Origin of the sequence: Phyllobacterium sp. A18/5-2 (assembly GCF_025452215.1) — a bacterium.
GTDB classification, from domain to species: Bacteria; Pseudomonadota; Alphaproteobacteria; order Rhizobiales; family Rhizobiaceae; genus Phyllobacterium; species Phyllobacterium sophorae.
In genome coordinates, this window is record NZ_CP104966.1 from 3,556,857 (window position 1) to 3,574,889 (window position 18,033).

Genomic DNA, 18,033 nt, shown 5'->3' on the forward strand with positions numbered 1-18,033 from the left:
CCGCCGACGCCTCGAAACAGAACGATATAAGTCGCCATCTGCCTCCTTAAATAATCAGTCCCGCGATGCTTTCATTGTCAGTGATGTCTTGATAAGCCCAGCCGGCTTCGTCAAACCGTTTGAACAAGGTGTCGAAATTGACCTTGTTTTTCGTTTCAATACCGATCAGCACGGACCCGAAATTGCGTGCCGATTTCTTGAGGTATTCGAAACGTGCAACGTCGTCCTCCGGGCCCAGCAGATCAAGAAACGAGCGCAACGCCCCTGGCCTCTGAGGAAAGCGGAAAATGAAGTATTTCTTCAAACCCTCGTAGCGCAGCGACCGCTCCTTCAATTCGGGCAGCCTCTCGAAATCGAAATTGCTGCCGGAAATGACGAGGACAATCCGCTTGCCCTTGATATCGCTCTTCTTGAAGTCCTTGAGCGCGTCTATTGCCAAAGCGCCCGCTGGCTCTACGACGATCCCTTCAACGTTGAGCATTTCCAGGATTGTCGAGCTCAGTCGATTTTCTGGAATCAAAGTAACAGAATCTGCCGTGAAGCCCTTGAGAAGTTTGAAGTTTTCCCGCCCGATTTCAGCAACGGCAGCGCCATCGACGAAATTATCGACGGTATCAAGCTTGACGCGCTTACCGGCTTCAAGACTGCGCTTCAGGCTTGGCGCGCCGGCGGGTTCTACGAAGCGGAAGCGCGTTTCCCAGCCAAGATCAGCCAGATAGCGCGTAACGCCACCGGAGAGGCCGCCTCCGCCAACAGGCAGGATCATCAAATCCGGTTTGCGCTTGTCCGGTAGCTGCGCAGCGATCTCATGCGCCACAGTAGCCTGCCCGGTGATGATATCCATGTGATCGAAGGGCGGTACCATCACTGCACTCGACTCGGCAGCATAATCCTGCGCTGCGGAATAGCATTGGTCGAAAATATCGCCAACAAGGCGGATCTCGATGAATTCGCCGCCAAAACTGCGTGTCTTGTCTATCTTCTGCTGCGGCGTCGTCACGGGCATGAAGACGACACCCTTCTTGGCAAAATGCCGGCAAATGAAGGCAAAACCTTGGGCATGATTACCGGCAGACGCACAAACGAAAATCGGGCTCCCGGACTTGTGTTCGTTCAGATAGTGGGAAATGAAGTTGAATGCGCCCCTGATCTTGTAGGAGCGTACCGGCGATAGATCTTCGCGCTTCAGCCAGATTTGCGCACCGTATTTATGGGACAGATAGTGATTGAGTTGCAGCGGCGTTTCCGGGAATAGCACACGCATCTTTTCCGTTGCGCGGTCCACGGCCTTGATGAAAGCAGTCATAGGAACAGGTCAACCTTCTCGAATGTCCTTACATCGATAATCCCGACATCCGAAATGCGCAATTCCGGTATGACCACCAGCGCCAGCAGCGAATGCTGCATGTAGGCATTATTGAGGCTGCAGCCCATCGCACGCATGGCGCTGACCAGCTTGTCGGCCTTCCCCGCGACTATTTCCGCACGCTGGTCGGACATGAGACCCGCGATAGGCATTTCCACCAGGGCAAGTTCGCGGCCCTTGGAAAACAGCACAACGCCACCTCCGACTTGACCAAGCCTATTGGCAGCCTTTGCCATATCTTCCTTGTTTGTGCCGACCACGATCATATGGTGGCTGTCATGGGCGACAGTCGAAGCCATGGCGCAATCAAGCGTATAACCAAAGCCGGAAACGAAGCCGTTGACCACTGCACCTGTTCCACGGTGGCGTTCGACAAGGGCAATCTGGCAGACATCGTTCCGCCGGTCCATCTGGACGATGCCGTCGGATACGGAGAGGTCAGCTTCCAGTGCCTTGGTAGGCGCCTGATTTTCAATCACGCCGATCACCCGCGCAGTGACATGTTTGGTGGGTTTGGGCGCCTTGATATCGAAATCCTTGGCATTCAATTTCTTGCCAAGTTTGATCGTATTCTTGGCGAATGAGGGATAGTTATATGCCGGTATTTCAATAACAAGTTTGCCCTGCTCGGCCACGAGCAATCCTCGCGCGTAAACGCGATCGATCGTCAGGTTCGCAAGATCCGACACGATCAGGAAATCTGCAAGGCGCCCTGGCGTGATCGAGCCAATTTCGCGCTCCAGCCGGAAATGCTGTGCCGTGTTCAAGGTCGCCATCTGAATTGCGGTCACCGGTTTCAATCCTTGCGCAATCGCATGACGAACGACGCGGTCCATGTGACCTTCATTCACCAGCGTGCCCGAATGGCTATCATCGGTGCACAATATGAAATTGCGTGGATCCAGCCCCTGCTCCGTCACGGCTTTGATCTGGCTGGCAACATCGTACCAGGCCGACCCAAGACGCAGCATTGCCCGCATGCCCTGGCGCACGCGAGCAATCGCATCCTCCATCCGCGTGCCCTCATGGTCATCCTCGGGACCACCCGCAACGTAACCATGGAATGCCCGGCCAAGCTCCGGTGAAGCAAAGTGACCACCGACGGTCTTGCCCGATTTTACGGTTGCATCAATGCCGCCGCGCATTGTGGCATCGTTGTTTGCGACGCCCGGAAAGTTCATAACCTCACCTAGCCCGATAATATTTGGCCAGGTCATAGCCTCTGCAACGTCAGCCGGAGTGATGGCAGCACCGGCATGCTCCAGCCCTGGCGCCGAAGGAACACAGCTTGGCATCTGCACGTGAACATTGATGGGCATGGCCAGCGCTTCGTCATGCATCAACCGCACGCCCTCAAGGCCCAATACATTGGCAATTTCGTGCGGGTCGATGAACATTGATGTTGTGCCATGGGGAATGACCGCACGTGTGAATTCGGTGACCGTAACCATCCCGCTTTCGACATGCATATGCGCGTCACAGAGACCAGGTATCAGATAGCGCCCTCCGGCATCCACCACCTTGGTTTTGGGCCCAATACAATGGGTCGCCCCATGGCCGACGAAGGCAAACCTACCTGCCACAATGGCAATATCGATGCCCGCAATGATTTCCCCGGAATAGACGCTGACAAGACGACCGTTACGCACCACGATATCCGCGTGGCTTCGGCCCATGGCAACATCCACCAGCAGGGATGCTGATTGCGTCCAAGACTGCGGTCGGTTGCCGGCTCTTGCCTGTTTGCTCATTGCGTTACCTCTAGTCATTCAATGGGTAGGAACGATGCATACACGAAAACGGACCTCGCGACGTTGTTCACAGTCCAATTGTCAAAAATATTCACGAACCCCATGAATTGCTTGACATACCAGCCGTGGTTACGTCCGATAGCATGAATGCTACGCGCCGAAGTCGAAGCTGCCAATATCGCAGGAGAAAAGATATTGATGGCGTCGACGACGAAGGTGCGCTGAAGCCGTTTCGAGCATTATTCTGGGAGGAACATTAATGCACAAACTCGCTATTTCGCTAGCTGCCACAGCAGTCTTGGCCCTGCTCTCGGGAGCAGCAAACGCCCAAGGCTACCCTGAGCGCAGCATCACAATGGTCGTGCCGTTCGCGGCTGGCGGTCCAACCGACACGGTAACGCGCCTTGTTGCTGAATCCATGTCCAAAGATCTTGATCAGCAAATCATCGTTGAGAACGTTGGCGGCGCGGGCGGTACGCTTGGAGCATCTCAGGTGGCCAAGGCCGAGCCGGATGGATATACGCTTTTGCTCCATCACATCGGCATGGCGACGAGCGCTACGCTCTATCGCAAGCTTCCTTACGATACGCTCAACGCTTTCGAATATGTCGGCCTCGTCACCGACGTGCCCATGACCATCGTCGCCAGAAAGGATTTCGAACCAACCGACCTCAAGGGCCTGGTCGAATACGTGAAGGCAAATGCCGACAAGGTGAGCCTTGCGAATGCCGGTATCGGCGCCGCGTCTCATTTGTGCGGCATGTTGTTCATGAGCGAAATCAAAACGTCGCTGGTGACCGTTCCGTACAAGGGCACGGGCCCGGCCATGACTGATCTTCTTGGCGGTCAAGTGGATCTGATGTGTGATCAGACCACCAACACGACAAAACAGATCAAGGGCGGCACGGTCAAGGCTTACGCGGTTACATCGGCCAAACGGCTCGACGCCCTTCCCGATCTCCCCACCGTTGCTGAAGCTGGATTGCCTGGACTCGAAGTTGGTATCTGGCACGGCATTTATGCTCCAAAGGGGACGCCCGGGGAGGTTACGCAGAAGCTGTCAGCATCGCTTCAAAAGGCGTTGAAAGACCCCAATATCGTGTCGCGTTTTGCTGAGCTCGGAACCGTACCGGTAACCGATGCGGAAGCAACGCCCGCAGGCCTTAAGTCAAAGCTTGAAAGCGAAGTCACCCGTTGGAAACCGGTCATTGAAGCCGCTGGTCAATACGCTGATTGATCCACAAGGGGTCAGAAACCATAGATCATTTCTGACCCTTTTTTATAAAAATTGCCGTAAGACGGCGGGAGGGGCGGTATGAAATCGTTGAGCTTCAGTTCGCGTGACCTGATTTGTGGCGTGTTGTTCATACTCGTTGGCTTGTTCTTCGCCATACAAGCCTATGGACTTGAACTCGGGACAGCATTCCGTATGGGTCCCGGTTACTTTCCGCTGGTTCTGGCGGGCATGCTTGTGTTGCTTGGCATTGTCGTCATCATTCAGGGCACGCAGGTCGAGCATGAACCAATGGGCCCCATCGCCTGGCGTGGTATACTGTTTATTTTGCCGGCGCCTATTTTTTTCGGCCTGACCGTTCGTGGCCTCGGCTTTGTTCCGTCGCTATTTCTCACCGCCCTCCTTGCGGCATTTGCCAGCACGAAGATGCGCCCTGGTACGGCGCTCCTCCTTGTCGGTGGACTGACACTCTTTTCCGTCATCGTATTCAGCTATGCCCTCGGCCTGCCCTTCCGGCGCTTTGGCCCCTGGCTCGGACAGTAAGGGCGGCCCATGGATCTTCTCAGCAATCTCATTCTCGGCTTTGCCACTGCCGCTTCACCGTGGAACCTGTTCTTCTGTTTCATTGGCGTGATTCTTGGCACGTTGATTGGCGTGCTCCCCGGCATTGGCGCCACCGCGACCATTGCCATGCTCCTGCCGATCACCTTCCAACTTGAACCGGTCTCATCCCTGATCATGCTGGCGGGCATTTACTACGGCGCGCAATATGGTGGTTCGACCACAGCAATCCTGATCAACATGCCAGGCGAGATCCTCGTCCGCCGTCACTGCCATCGATGGTTACCAGATGGCGCGTAAGGGGCGCGCTGGTGCAGCGCTGGCCATCGCTGCCATTGGCTCGTTCTTTGCGGGAACGGTTTCAACCTTCCTCGTTGCCGTATTCGCTCCGCCCCTGACGGCGGTTGCCTTGAAATTCGGTTCAGCCGAATATTTCTCACTGATGATCGTCGGTCTCGTTTCCTCTATCGCGCTTGCCCATGGTTCAGTCGTCAAAGCGCTCGGTATGGTTGTTCTGGGTCTTCTTCTCGGGCTCGTCGGCACTGACATCTACACCGGGACGCCACGCTTCAATCTTGGAATCCTGGAACTCTCCGACGGTTTGAATTTCGTCGCACTTGCTGTCGGCGTGTTCGGCATTGCGGAGATTCTTCGCAATCTCGAAAACGAGCACGATCGCGATGTGATGATCAAGAAGGTCACCAATCTTCTGCCCACGCGGGAAGACTGGAAGGAGATGGCGGCGCCGATTCTCCGCGGTACGGCGATTGGCTCAGCGCTAGGTATTCTGCCCGGCGGTGGAGCGATCCTTGCCTCCTTTGCATCCTACACTGTCGAGAAGCGCATCTCGAAGACGCCGGGGGAGTTCGGCAAGGGAGCGATCGCCGGCGTGGCGGGGCCTGAATCCGCCAACAATGCGGGCGCTCAAACATCGTTCATTCCGATGCTCACACTGGGGATCCCGGCCAATCCCGTTATGGCACTGATGATCGGCGCCATGATCATTCAGGGCATCGTCCCCGGCCCTAACGTCGCCACCGAACAGCCAGCCCTCTTCTGGGGCATCATCGCTTCCATGTGGATCGGCAATCTGATGCTGATCCTGCTTAATCTGCCTTTGATTGGATTGTGGGTTAAACTCCTGACGATCCCCTACTACATGTTGTTTCCAGCCATCATCGCGTTCTGCTCGATCGGCGTCTACAGCGTCAATTCCAATGTATTTGATCTCTACGCGGTCGCCTTCTTCGGGTTCATTGGCTACGGGCTGGCAAAATTGCGCTGCGAGCCAGCACCTCTGCTGCTGGGCTTCGTACTTGGACCGCTGCTGGAGGAACACCTTCGCCGGGCGATGATCATGTCGCGGGGCGATCCGACTACCTTCCTGACGCGGCCAATCAGCCTCACCCTCCTGCTCCTGGCAGTCGCGGTTCTCGTCGTGGTGCTCCTCCCGAGCATCAGGAAAAAGCGCGACGAAGTCTTTGTTGAGGATTGATGCGTCGAGCCCTACCGAGCCTGGACGATGACGTAGCTCACCGCGTCTGTCTTGTCCGGGTAATATTTGTAGCTGAGTGATATGCGTTTGATTTCGGCGGGAGATGCAGCAACTCCAGCGCTGCTCATTAGGTTCATCACGACCGGGTTGACGTCCTCGCCGAACCAGACAAAAAGTGCTGGAAAATGAATATGCGACACAGCATTCGGCATTTCCAGATGCACCGGATTGATGGAATTGTCGAAAAAGACGCAGATTTCCAGGCAATTGCGGTCCGTCCGACACAACCGTTTGATAGTTGCCATCGGCTCGGGTCACGGCAAAAAGTCTGGCATAATCCAACTGGCCAATAGAAGGTGCTTTGCCATCGCGGGCGTATAAAATGTTGACCGCCAGGCCCGGGATCACGATCAGACCGCAAATTGCGCCGACCACAACAAAGCGCTTAAGCGGCAGATCACTTTCTATGGCACGTCCCAGGACGGCTGAAAGAAACAGCGGCGTCAGAAAGAGCATGGGTTGCAGCCAGCGATCTTTGACCTCCGCCGCACCGCTAATGAGAACGCCAATAAAGACGCCGCCGAGTGCAAATATCAGAACCCGTGCAATGAGCTTCTCGCCATCCATCCAGTCCCGGGGCCGAGAAATCCGCTGTGCACGGCTTCTCCACCAGGCCATCAGGAAGAACACCAGCGCAACGCCTGCGAATAGAATGCTATTTAGAAAAAGTTTCCATTCGCCATGGAGCCGGCTGATCAGGAGCTGGCCACCTGCATTCATTTCAAATTTGTGCGTTCGCGCCAGCAAGTTCTCGGTATGCGCAAGGGCCCACAGGCCCGTAGGGGTTACGGCAGCAATAAATACGACCGCCGAGAGAACGCTCTTGCGTGACAACAGGACTGATCGATAGGCTGGTATCGAAAGGCCGGCCAAAATCAACGCGATAAGAAAGAAACTTGCATTGAATTTGCCAAGCAGACCACAGGCGAATGCAAGTCCCAAAAGTGCTGCAGAGCGCCAGGAACGCGATTTCAAGTGCCAGGCAAACGCCAGAAATGCCCACGCACAGCCAGTCGTTCCACCAACCGAATGGGTCAGGGTCCGTTGTGACTCCCAGGCAATTTGTGGCAGCATGAAAATGCCTACCATGCCGGCAGCAGCAACTGCGCGAGGCAGTCCGAGTAAACGGGCACCAAAATATACGCTGGCGAACAGGCTGGCCAGCATTCCGAATTTTACAAGATAGATCGTGAAAAGACTGATTCCGAGCACACTGCCGGCTACGCTGTTTATCCAGGTATAAAGCGGCGGCTGCGAACCTCCATACCCCCATTGCAACGCGCCGACGTAAGCCAACTGCTCGGCATCGTCGACGCCTGCGCCGTTTGAAATCATTGTCAGAAAGAAGACCTGAAAGGCGAAATACACCAATACAAACAAGAGCGCCGGATATTCCGAGACAAATGTTCTGATCCTGCTCACAGGAGATTGAACCAAAATGGCAGGCATTGTTTTCTCACACCGTTAAGTGCGCCGCTTTTAGTTGAAACTGGATTGCAAATCCACCCACACCAAGATCAAGCGCGGGCACGATCATACTGTGGGCTTGCTTGTTCGTGGTGCGGACGGCGGGGGTCGAACCCGCATGACCTATGGCCGAGGGATTTTAAGTCCCTTGCGTCTACCAGTTTCGCCACGTCCGCGCGCTTTTGCTTTTCGACGGTTAAAGCGATTCAGTCAATCGTTGTTTTGCTACAACCGGCGGACTGCCCGATGAGCGCACCTGCCACGCTTTGAAATGGCTTGCGGCGATCCATTCGGACAATTACGTTCGCCTCTCCGCTAGGAGATTCCTGATGACGAACGAAATCGTGACCGCCGCCATGCTCGCAATTGGCGACGAATTGTTATCCGGTCGAACCAAGGACAAAAATATTGGCCATCTGGCCGATATTCTGACGGCAGTTGGTATCGACCTTGAAGAAGTGCGGATCGTTCCTGATGAGGAGGACCGAATTGTTGAGGCCCTCAATGCGTTACGTGGGCGATATGACTATATTTTCACTTCGGGAGGAATCGGCCCTACGCATGACGACATAACCGCTGACGCAATTGCAAAGGCTTTTGGCGTACCTTGCGAGCACGACGCGAAAGCAATGAAACTCATGGGCGACAATTACGCTGCCCGCGGGATCGAGTTCACCGAGAGCCGTCAGCGCATGGCACGTATGCCGCGTGGGTCGGTGCATATTGACAATCCCGTGTCGACAGCGCCTGGCTTCAACATCGGGAATGTTTATGTCATGGCCGGCGTTCCATCGGTCTTTCAGGCCATGCTCGACAATATCATTCCAACGTTGAAAGTCGGGAAGCAGCTCATGTCCCGGTCGGTGAATTGTCCCTTCGGCGAGGGCGCGATTGCCGTTCCGCTGCGTGAAATTCAGGCAGCCCACCCCGATACGATTATCGGCTCCTATCCGAAATACGAAAACGATAGGTTTTCCACCGAGCTGGTCATCCGCGCACGTGATGCCGAAAAACTCGTTGCAGCAGAGGCGGCAGTCAAGGAAATGGTGGCGCAAATCGCGTCCGAAACCGCCCTGCGTTGAGATGCGTTGTATTTACGCAAGCTGCCGAAAACACAGAGTAATTGTTGCGCTCAAGGCGTATAATAGTGCCATATGCATCTAATGGTGCAACAACCGATGGAGGCCAGTATGGCATTTCGCACGATCATCGCATTCATTCGCAGCGAACGTGAAGCTAGGCGGGTTATTGGCGCGGCAAGATTGATTGCTTCTTCGAGCGAGCGCACCCATATTATTGGTCTCTATACTATTCCTTCGCCTATCGTTTACGCAGATCCGACCGGCTTTGCCGATACAACCCTCTTTGAAGCGCACGAACAGCGCCACAAGGAAAATTCGGAAGCGATCACAGCCCTTTTCAACGCAGAAATGGCAAGAGGCACGATCTCCCACGAGTTTCGTATCGTCCGTTGCGAAAGCAGCAGCCCGTCTGCCGGGGTCACACAGAGTGCCCTGCGCGCCGATATCATTATCGCAGGACAACCGGACCCCAATGACCCCGATAGCGTCAACGACGTCACTGATCCATTGGTCATGGAGAGTGGAAGACCAGTACTGTTTGTTCCGTACAAGACTGCGTTGCCGGAAAAGATCGACCGCGTTGTTGTCGCTTTCAACGGGAAACGCGAAGCATCTCGCGCTGCCTTCGATTCGCTCCCCCTGCTGCTCAAAGCAGAAAGTGTCGATATCGTGTGGGTTGATCCGAAGAAATCCATCGACCCCAGTGTGGATATTCCTGGCACACCGCTTTCTGATGCACTGCGGCGCCATGGCGTCAACGTGAATCCGCACATAATCGAGTCACACGGCGAGATCTACAGACAAAATTTTGCGGCGGCGGATCGCCGAAAACAATGCATCGCTATTTGTGATGGGCGCTTATAGCCAGTCACGCCTGAAAGAGTGGGTTTTCGGTGGCGTCACCAGTTCAATCATGGCCGACATGCCCTGCTTGACGTTAATGTCGCGCTGAACAGCTAAAATCACACCTTTCTTGGCATGATGGCCCGCACGCGGCTCAAGTTGCTTGCCATGCACTCGCATTTCCCGCTATTGCGAAATGCATTCCTCGCGGATAGTCCGCGTATTTTATTTTCCTGATGGAGTGCATGCCATGTCCCTTCCTGACAAAGCTTTTCCGGTCTCCTGGGATCAGTTTCACCGGGATGCCCGCGCCCTCGCCTGGCGGGTTGCAGGGATGCAACGTGAATGGCGTGCCATGGTGGCCATTACCCGCGGTGGACTCGTACCCGCAGCGATCATTTGCCGGGAGCTCGGCATCCGCATGATCGAGACCGTATGCATTGCCTCCTACCATGAGTATGACGAGCAGGGCGAACTCAAGGTGCTAAAGGATGTCGATTCCCGGCTTCTGGAAAATGGCGGCGACGGCATACTGGTGGTCGATGACCTGACCGATACGGGCAAAACCGCGGCAATCGTGCGCGCAATGATGCCGAAGGCGCACTTCGCCACAGTCTATGCCAAGCCAAAGGGCCGCCCGCTGATCGATACATTTGTGACGGAAGTCTCTCAGGACACCTGGATCTATTTCCCATGGGACATGGGCCTGACCTATCAGGAACCGATTACCAAGGGTCACCGCGGATAGAAGTCTATCCTAAAGCCAGCCGCTCTTGCGAAAACGCCAAAAGAGGGTCAGGCACACAAGTAAGATCACGCCCATAACCCAGTAATAACCATTGGGCGAATCCAGTTCCGGCATGTGCTTGAAGTTCATGCCGTAAATCCCGGCGATAGCCGTCGGCACCGCCAATATGGCGGCCCATGATGCCAAGCGTTTGGAAATGGCCGTCTCCTGACTCTGACCAACGAGCAAACTGGCTTCGAAGGCAAACGCGAGAACCTCCCGCAAGCCGTCGATCTTTTCCTGAACGGTGCGAACGTGGTCCGTAACATCCCGAAAGAGTGGCTGCATCGCAGTTTGAATCTGTGGCAGATCCGTATTGCTCAGGCGCCCGCAAACATCGACAAGCGGACCGATGGCATTGCGCAGACGCAGCAGATCCCGACGCAGCATGTAGAGCCGTTCGATATCGTTGCTGGTCATTGGTTTTGTGAGAACCCGATCTTCGATAGATCTCGACCTCGTCGTGTATTGCCTCCAGTACGGGCATATAATTGTCGACGATGAAATCGAGGATCGCGTAAAGGATGAAATCTTCACCCTTGGCAAGTGCATAGGGCGAGGTTTCCCAATGCTGACGAACCGCCGTGTATGACGTCGATGCTCCGTGACGAACGCTGACAATATAGCCCTTACCGAGAAAGACGTGGGTTTCGCCGAAGGCCACACGGCCGTCAATCAGCTGAGCAGTACGGGCCACCACGAAAATTGCGTCGCCATATTGCTCGAGTTTGGGTCGTTGATGGGCATGTTCCGCATCTTCGATAGCCAGACTGTGCAGCCCGAATTGCTTCTGGACGCGATGCAACAGCTCCCCGTCAGGCTCCAGCAACCCGATCCAGACGACGTGCCCCTCCGTATTGGTCCATTTTCCCGCGTCGTCAATGGAAATATCGGCAATACGCTTTCCGTTGGCATAGACGCACGATGCAATGATACTGGCGCTCTCATCTCTGGAAGCCGCCGTATCGGCAGAATGTCCGATATCTTCAAACGAGGAACGGGCAGACGTCATTTATCCTCCCAACGTCGCGGTTTGAATGGAGTCTATCTGTTGTAGCCAATTCATTCCAGCCATCCTTTAGCGAAATGCCGCTGTCCGAGATCATCCCATGTTTTCAGTATGTTATCTACTAATGTGATTTTTTTGCACTGCTGTTCAAAAAAATGTCACAAGTCGTGCGTAAGCATAAAACAGTTGCTGATGAATTATTGTGGTTTCAACGAATCGGTCCACAATTACGCTAAACAAGATAGAAGAATGAGTGGAGCCTTGAACGTAACCTATCGGGATGAGATTGTGACCGGCAAGCGGATAGAGACGCCAGACGGCAGGGTTCGCCAGGTTGCGGCGCTTGTTTATCGCGTCAAGAAGGAACGGCCTGAAATTCTCCTGATCACCAGCCGTGGCACTGGCCGGTGGGTTTTACCCAAAGGCTGGCCGCAGATTGGCAAGACGTTTGCGCAATCTGCGCGGGCAGAAGCCTTTGAAGAGGCCGGCGTCCGGGGCGACATCGCCCCTTTTTCCATCGGCACGTATACATACGAAAAACAAGATATGAGCGACGGTGAAGTCGGCGACTTCGTTGTCGATGTCTTTCCAATGCACTTTACGCATCAACAAAAAAATTGGCCGGAGCGCGGCGAGCGGCGGCTCGAATGGGTTAGCGTCGAAGAATCGGTGCGCCGCGTCGAAGAGCCGGAATTGAAAGCCCTCATAGCGCGCTTTGATCCTGAGCTAGTCAGCGTTCGTTGACCGCGTCGGCGGAACGCTTGGATTATAGCTTTTTCAGATATGTTCCAGCACTTCCAGACTGGCCTTTAAGCGACCAGTAATTGCAAATACCCGCACGCGTTTCTCCCCGTTATCCACATATGTGACACACAAGATATTGCGGTCACAAATATGCAAAAAACTATTTCTTGACGCTCGCCCGCGAGTCACTTTTTATGGTTTTCGGCGTTGCGTTTGTAGCGTGACCGGAGTGTCTGTACCCGGTTTTCTTCCAGTTTCTACTGTGTTTTCCGGACCTTGTGCCCAATTGGCGCGTGGCATCGAGGAGCCGTATCTGGATGGAAAAGACTGGACATGCACAGGCAAATATTTGTTGGGTAAATAGCGCCTTAACACAATATTTAGTGTTTACACGTATATTGCGTACCAGATAGTGTGACATTCTCATCAACGATGAATCACACGACAGGCGTCAGCAAATGGGCCGCCAAGCCCGGAAATGAAGCGGGAGATCGCATCAATGACGGGCTGAGGTGAAGCGACCGGTTTTCAGTGGTGAAACCGGATAGGGCGGATTTGTGTTCATGCGGCGCGCAACACTTCACACGGCGCCCAAGGGACACTATATATAGGGACAAGGACGAGACAGATGCGGATCGAACGGCGTTTTACCAAAGAGAACCAGTCAGCCTATGCGGAGATTGAATTTCGCGTAGCGACGAGTGAGATCAAGAACCCGGACGGATCTGTCGTGTTCCGTTTGGAGAATATTGATGTTCCGGCCCAGTTCAGTCAGGTGGCCGCCGATATTCTGGCGCAGAAATATTTCCGCAAAGCCGGCGTGCCAGCCAAGTTGAAGAAGGTCGAGGAAAACTCGGTTCCTTCGTGGCTCTGGCGTTCGGTAGCTGATGATGAGGCTTTGGCCGCCCTGCCCGCTGAAGAGCGTTTTGGCTCCGAAATGGACGCGCGTCAGGTTTTCGACCGTCTTGCCGGCACCTGGACGTATTGGGGCTGGAAAGGCAAATATTTCGATAGTGAAGTTGATGCCCTCGCCTTCCGCGATGAGCTTGCTTACATGCTCGCCACCCAGCGCGTCGCGCCCAACTCGCCGCAATGGTTTAACACCGGTTTGCACTGGGCCTATGGTATCGATGGTCCCGGGCAAGGCCATTATTACGTTGACCCGGACACCGGCAAGCTGACCAAGTCCAAATCTTCCTATGAACATCCGCAGCCGCATGCCTGCTTCATCCAGTCCGTCGCGGACGACCTGGTCAACGAAGGCGGCATCATGGATTTGTGGGTACGTGAGGCGCGCCTGTTCAAATACGGCTCCGGTACCGGTTCGAATTTCTCCTTCCTGCGCGGAGAAGGCGAAAAGCTCTCCGGCGGCGGCCGCTCTTCCGGCCTGATGTCGTTCTTGAAGATCGGCGATCGGGCTGCGGGCGCCATCAAGTCAGGCGGCACGACTCGCCGCGCTGCGAAAATGGTCGTTGTCGATGTCGATCACCCAGATATCGAGGAATATATCGACTGGAAGGTGAAAGAAGAGCAGAAGGTTGCGGCTCTTGTTACCGGTTCCAAGATCGTCAAGCAGCATCTGGCTGCGATCATGAAGGCCTGCGTTAATTGCGAGGCCGACAATGGCGATTGCTATGATCCGGCCAAAAATCCGGCACTGAAGCGTGAGATCAAGGCAGCCAAGAAGAATCAGGTCCCGGAAAACTACATCCAGCGCGTCATCCAGTTTGCCAAGCAGGGCTACACGGATATCGATTTCAAGACCTATGACACGGATTGGGATTCCGAAGCCTATCTGACTGTCGCCGGTCAGAATTCCAACAATTCCGTTTCGCTCAAGGACGAATTCCTGCGCGCTGTTGAAAGCGACGGCAACTGGAACCTGACCGCCCGCAAGGACGGCAAGGTAATGAAGACGCTGAAGGCTCGCGATCTTTGGGAGAAAATCGGATATGCGGCCTGGGCATCGGCTGACCCGGGTTTGCATTTCAACACGACTATGAATGATTGGCACACTTGCCCGGCCGCCGGTCCCATCCGCGCATCCAACCCGTGCTCGGAATACATGTTCCTTGACGATACGGCCTGCAATCTCGCCTCGATCAACCTCCTCACCTATCGCGGCAAGGATGGCAAGTTCGACGTCTCCGGCTACGAGCATACGGCGCGTCTGTGGACGATCGTTCTCGAAATTTCCGTGATGATGGCGCAATTCCCGTCCAAGGAAATTGCCAAGCTCTCCTATGAGTATCGCACGCTCGGTCTTGGCTATGCGAATATCGGAGGCCTGCTAATGACCTCCGGCATTCCGTACGACAGCGCTGAAGGACGTGCCATTGGCGGAGCTCTCACAGCCATCATGACCGGTATTGCCTATGCCACCTCGGCCGAAATGGCCAAGGAGCTCGGTGCCTTCAACGGCTATGCGCCAAACGCCGCCAATATGTTGCGCGTTATTCGCAATCATCGCCGCGCCGCCCATGGCGAAAATCAAGGCTATGAAGGCCTGGCCGTAAACCCCGTTGCGCTGATTGCTGCTGATTGCCCGGATCAGGACCTGATCACCCATGCGAAGTCCGCTTGGGACAAGGCGTTGGAGCTTGGCGAAAAGCATGGCTTCCGCAATGCGCAGGCCACGGTAATTGCGCCTACCGGCACGATCGGCCTCGTCATGGATTGCGACACGACAGGCATTGAGCCGGACTTTGCGCTGGTCAAGTTTAAGAAGCTCGCCGGTGGTGGTTACTTCAAGATTATTAACCGCGCCGTTCCGGAGGCTTTGCGCACGCTCGGCTACTCGGAAAGTCAGATTGCCGAAATCGAGGCCTATGCTGTCGGCCACGGCAATCTCAATCAGGCGCCCGGCATTAATCCCGGCTCGCTAAAAGCAAAGGGATTCACCGACGAGATCATCGCCACGCTCAACACGGCGCTGAAGTCGGCATTCGACATCAAATTCGCAGTCAACAAGTGGACCATTGGTGAAGATTTCGCCAAGAATGTGCTCGGCTTCACCAGCGAGCAGCTTAACGACATCTCCTTCGAAATCCTGCCCGCCCTGGGGTTCTCCAAGAAGGAAATCGAAGCCGCCAACATTCACATCTGTGGTGCGATGACGCTAGAGGGCGCGCCCTTCCTCAAGGAAGAGCACTATCCGGTTTTCGATTGCGCCAACCCGTGCGGCAAGATCGGCAAGCGTTATCTTTCGGTCGACAGCCATATCCGCATGATGGCTGCGGCACAGCCCTTCATTTCCGGTGCGATCTCCAAAACGATCAACATGGCAAACGAAGCAACTGTTGAAGATTGCAAATCCGCTTACATGCTGTCCTGGAAGCTGGCTCTGAAGGCCAATGCACTTTATCGCGATGGCTCGAAGCTGTCGCAGCCACTGAACGCATCTCTGCTTGCCGATGAAGACGAGGATGAGGATGATGCAATCGAGGCGTACATCGAGGCCCCAGCAGCCGCCCGCGCGGTGCAGGTCACCGAAAAGATCGTTGAACGCATCGTGGAGAAATACATCCACGATCGCGAGAAACTGCCGAATCGCCGCAAGGGCTATACCCAGAAAGCCACGGTTGGTGGCCACAAGATCTATCTGCGCACCGGTGAGTTTGACGACGGTCGTCTGGGCGAGATCTTCATCGACATGCATAAGGAAGGCGCCGCCTTCCGGGCGATGATGAACAATTTCGCCATCGCGATATCGCTTGGCCTGCAATATGGCGTGCCCCTGGAGGAATATGTGGAGGCTTTCACCTTCACCAAGTTCGAACCGGCTGGCATGGTCCAGGGCAATGATGCGATCAAGAACGCGACATCTATCCTGGATTATCTGTTCCGCGAACTTGCGGTTTCCTATCTGGATCGGCACGACCTTGCTCATGTAGATCAGTCGGATTTCTCCAACACCTCGCTGGGTCGCGGCATTTCCGAAGGCAAGGCTGAGCCGGTCTCGAAGGGACTGACACGCGGTGCTTCGCTGAAGGTGGTCTCTCCCAACAAGGCTGATCCGAAGGGTTTTAGCAACGCAGGGGGAGCGGGCGTCGTCAGCGCGCCGAAGGCAACTGCGTCATCAAATGTCACGACCCTCACCAGCCGCACGACAACGGCACTCGCTGCGAAACCAGCAATTGCCGCTGTTGCACAGGAATCCACGGGCTTCAAGCGTGACTATGAAGAGCGTGCCAAGGACCAGACGGAAGCCGAGAACAGCGCCGCATCGGCCCTGTTCGACAACGCCGACGCAGAGGCCGCAGCTGAGGAAGCCAAGGCCGAGGCGAAGAAGCTAATGTCCGACCGCCGCATCAAGTCAATGATGCAGGGCTATACCGGGGACAGTTGCTCGGAGTGCTCGAACTTCACGATGGTGCGCAATGGCACCTGCCTGAAATGCGATACCTGTGGCGCCACGAGCGGTTGTAGTTAAGCGCTTTTTGCACTCCTTGATGCTCGCAAGGAGAATCGCGCTCAGGACGCCCACCGTGTCCTTTTCACTGCGATTTGGCTGTCCCAGAATTCTGGGGCAGCTATTAGCACCTGATTGATGTGCAGTTCAATCTCGCCGGTGCCCCCACGTCACCGGCCGCAGATATCACTCAACTTCTTATGAACGCTAGAAGATCCGCATTGATGACGTCGGCATGGGTCGTGCACATGCCATGCGGATATGTCTCATAGACCTTCAGTGTCCCATTCTTCAAGAGCTTGGCCGACAGGAGCGCGGAGTCCGCAATGGGGACGATCTGGTCGTCGTCGCCGTGCATCACAAGCGTTGGAACGTCAATCGCTTTCAGGTCTTCGGTGAAATCGGTTTCTGAAAAGGCTTTGATGCAGTCGTAATGCGCTTTTGCACCGCCTATCATGCCCTGCCTCCACCAGTTCGCACGGATCGGATCGGATACGGTCGCGGCCTCGCGGTTGAAACCGTAGAATGGAATCGGGAAATTCCAGTAGAATTCCGCACGGTTGGCAGCGAGCTTGGCACGCAAGCCATCCAAGACCTCAATCGGCAAGCCACCCGGATTTGCCGCGGTTTTCACCATGATCGGCGGAACGGCCCCTATCAGCACCAGCTTGGCCACGCGACCCTTGCCATGGCGAGCGACGTAATGGGCAGCTTCGCCGCCGCCGGTCGAATGCCCCACATGAATGGCATCGCGCAGGTCGAGCGACGCTGCGAGTTCAGCGAAATCGGCAGCATAGGTGTCCATGTCGTTGCCGGTCGCGGTTTGGGTGGAGCGGCCGTGGCCACGACGGTCGTGAGCGATGACGCGGTAACCCTTGTCCAGGAAGAACAGCATCTGCGTATCCCAATCGTCGCTGGAGAGCGGCCAGCCGTGATGGAAAACAATCGGCTGCCCCGCTCCCCAGTCCTTGTAGAAGATTTCCGTACCATCCCTGGTTTTAAGTGAGCCCATGTCATTCGTCCTTTCGCTTTTGTTGCTAAAACTGGTTGGTGAAACACCTTGGGCGCTGAACGCCAGCGAAGGCGTCACAGCCATGACCGTCACGCTCGCCGCGAGCAGAAGCAGGTCACGACGAGACGCTTCGATTGTTTCAAACTGTGTGTGTTCATTCATGCAGCAATCTCCCTTCGGGATGCAGAGCCGGACAGGTGGCACGCTCGCC

General features: G+C 55.2%; 12 protein-coding genes, 1 tRNA gene and 3 pseudogenes. 8 read left to right on the plus strand and 8 right to left on the minus strand.

What is annotated here, in order from left to right; translation table 11 throughout:
- Positions 1-46 precede the first annotated feature (46 nt).
- Complete coding sequence (gene ilvA, locus N8E89_RS17740; RefSeq protein ID WP_106663070.1) at positions 47-1,306, minus strand: threonine ammonia-lyase IlvA; 1,260 nt, start codon at positions 1,304-1,306, stop codon at positions 47-49.
- Complete coding sequence (gene ade / locus N8E89_RS17745) at positions 1,303-3,117, minus strand: adenine deaminase (protein WP_106663069.1); 1,815 nt, start codon at positions 3,115-3,117, stop codon at positions 1,303-1,305. The genes ilvA and ade overlap by 4 nt, the downstream gene beginning before the upstream one ends.
- A 259-nt stretch (positions 3,118-3,376) precedes the next feature.
- On the opposite strand from ade, the gene N8E89_RS17750 reads away from it, so the two are divergent.
- From N8E89_RS17750 to N8E89_RS17760, 3 genes and pseudogenes are all read left to right on the plus strand, one after another.
- Positions 3,377-4,354 carry a tripartite tricarboxylate transporter substrate binding protein BugD gene (locus N8E89_RS17750; RefSeq protein ID WP_106663068.1) on the plus strand — a complete coding sequence of 326 codons (978 nt, stop codon included), beginning with the start codon at positions 3,377-3,379 and terminating at the stop codon, positions 4,352-4,354.
- Between the two features lie 78 nt (positions 4,355-4,432).
- Positions 4,433-4,894 carry a tripartite tricarboxylate transporter TctB family protein gene (locus N8E89_RS17755; RefSeq protein ID WP_106663067.1) on the plus strand — a complete coding sequence of 154 codons (462 nt, stop codon included), beginning with the start codon at positions 4,433-4,435 and terminating at the stop codon, positions 4,892-4,894.
- Between the two features lie 9 nt (positions 4,895-4,903).
- Positions 4,904-6,407: pseudogene (locus N8E89_RS17760) on the plus strand (tripartite tricarboxylate transporter permease).
- An 11-nt stretch (positions 6,408-6,418) separates the two neighbouring features.
- On the opposite strand, the gene N8E89_RS17765 reads toward N8E89_RS17760, so the two are convergent.
- From N8E89_RS17765 to N8E89_RS17770, 3 genes and pseudogenes are all read right to left on the minus strand, one after another.
- The gene (locus N8E89_RS17765) at positions 6,419-6,712 is read right to left on the minus strand and encodes a hypothetical protein (RefSeq protein ID WP_262260638.1); all 294 of its coding nucleotides are present in this window, start codon (positions 6,710-6,712) and stop codon (positions 6,419-6,421) included.
- Between the two features lie 583 nt (positions 6,713-7,295).
- A pseudogene (locus N8E89_RS29380) lies at positions 7,296-7,916 on the minus strand (ArnT family glycosyltransferase); the annotation flags it as partial.
- A 108-nt stretch (positions 7,917-8,024) separates the two neighbouring features.
- Positions 8,025-8,110, minus strand: a tRNA-Leu gene (locus N8E89_RS17770).
- Positions 8,111-8,263: 153 nt separating this feature from the next.
- Between N8E89_RS17770 and N8E89_RS17775 the strand changes: the two genes are divergently transcribed.
- Positions 8,264-9,016, plus strand: coding sequence for a competence/damage-inducible protein A (locus N8E89_RS17775; RefSeq protein ID WP_106663064.1), 753 nt, complete (start codon positions 8,264-8,266; stop codon positions 9,014-9,016).
- Positions 9,017-9,124: 108 nt separating this feature from the next.
- Positions 9,125-9,880, plus strand: a complete 756-nt coding sequence (locus N8E89_RS17780; RefSeq protein ID WP_262260639.1) for a universal stress protein — start codon at positions 9,125-9,127, stop codon at positions 9,878-9,880.
- Here N8E89_RS17780 and N8E89_RS17785 read toward each other — a convergent pair.
- Positions 9,875-10,033 carry a hypothetical protein gene (locus tag N8E89_RS17785; protein WP_262260640.1) on the minus strand — a complete coding sequence of 53 codons (159 nt, stop codon included), beginning with the start codon at positions 10,031-10,033 and terminating at the stop codon, positions 9,875-9,877. The genes N8E89_RS17780 and N8E89_RS17785 overlap by 6 nt on opposite strands.
- 76 nt (positions 10,034-10,109) lie before the next feature.
- On the opposite strand from N8E89_RS17785, the gene gpt reads away from it, so the two are divergent.
- The gene (gene gpt / locus N8E89_RS17790; RefSeq protein ID WP_106663062.1) at positions 10,110-10,607 is read left to right on the plus strand and encodes a xanthine phosphoribosyltransferase; all 498 of its coding nucleotides are present in this window, start codon (positions 10,110-10,112) and stop codon (positions 10,605-10,607) included.
- A gap of 9 nt (positions 10,608-10,616) precedes the next feature.
- On the opposite strand, the pseudogene N8E89_RS17795 reads toward gpt, so the two are convergent.
- Positions 10,617-11,658, minus strand: a pseudogene (locus N8E89_RS17795) (magnesium and cobalt transport protein CorA).
- Between the two features lie 258 nt (positions 11,659-11,916).
- On the opposite strand from N8E89_RS17795, the gene N8E89_RS17800 reads away from it, so the two are divergent.
- Entirely contained in the window at positions 11,917-12,399 is a 483-nt protein-coding gene (locus N8E89_RS17800; protein ID WP_410010387.1) for an NUDIX hydrolase, read from the plus strand.
- A gap of 628 nt (positions 12,400-13,027) precedes the next feature.
- Positions 13,028-16,831, plus strand: coding sequence for a vitamin B12-dependent ribonucleotide reductase (locus N8E89_RS17805; protein ID WP_106663059.1), 3,804 nt, complete (start codon positions 13,028-13,030; stop codon positions 16,829-16,831).
- 169 nt (positions 16,832-17,000) lie between these two features.
- On the opposite strand, the gene N8E89_RS17810 is transcribed toward N8E89_RS17805, so the two are convergent.
- Positions 17,001-17,822, minus strand: a complete 822-nt coding sequence (locus N8E89_RS17810; RefSeq protein WP_210203725.1) for an alpha/beta fold hydrolase — start codon at positions 17,820-17,822, stop codon at positions 17,001-17,003.
- Between the last annotated feature and the right edge of the window lie 211 nt (positions 17,823-18,033).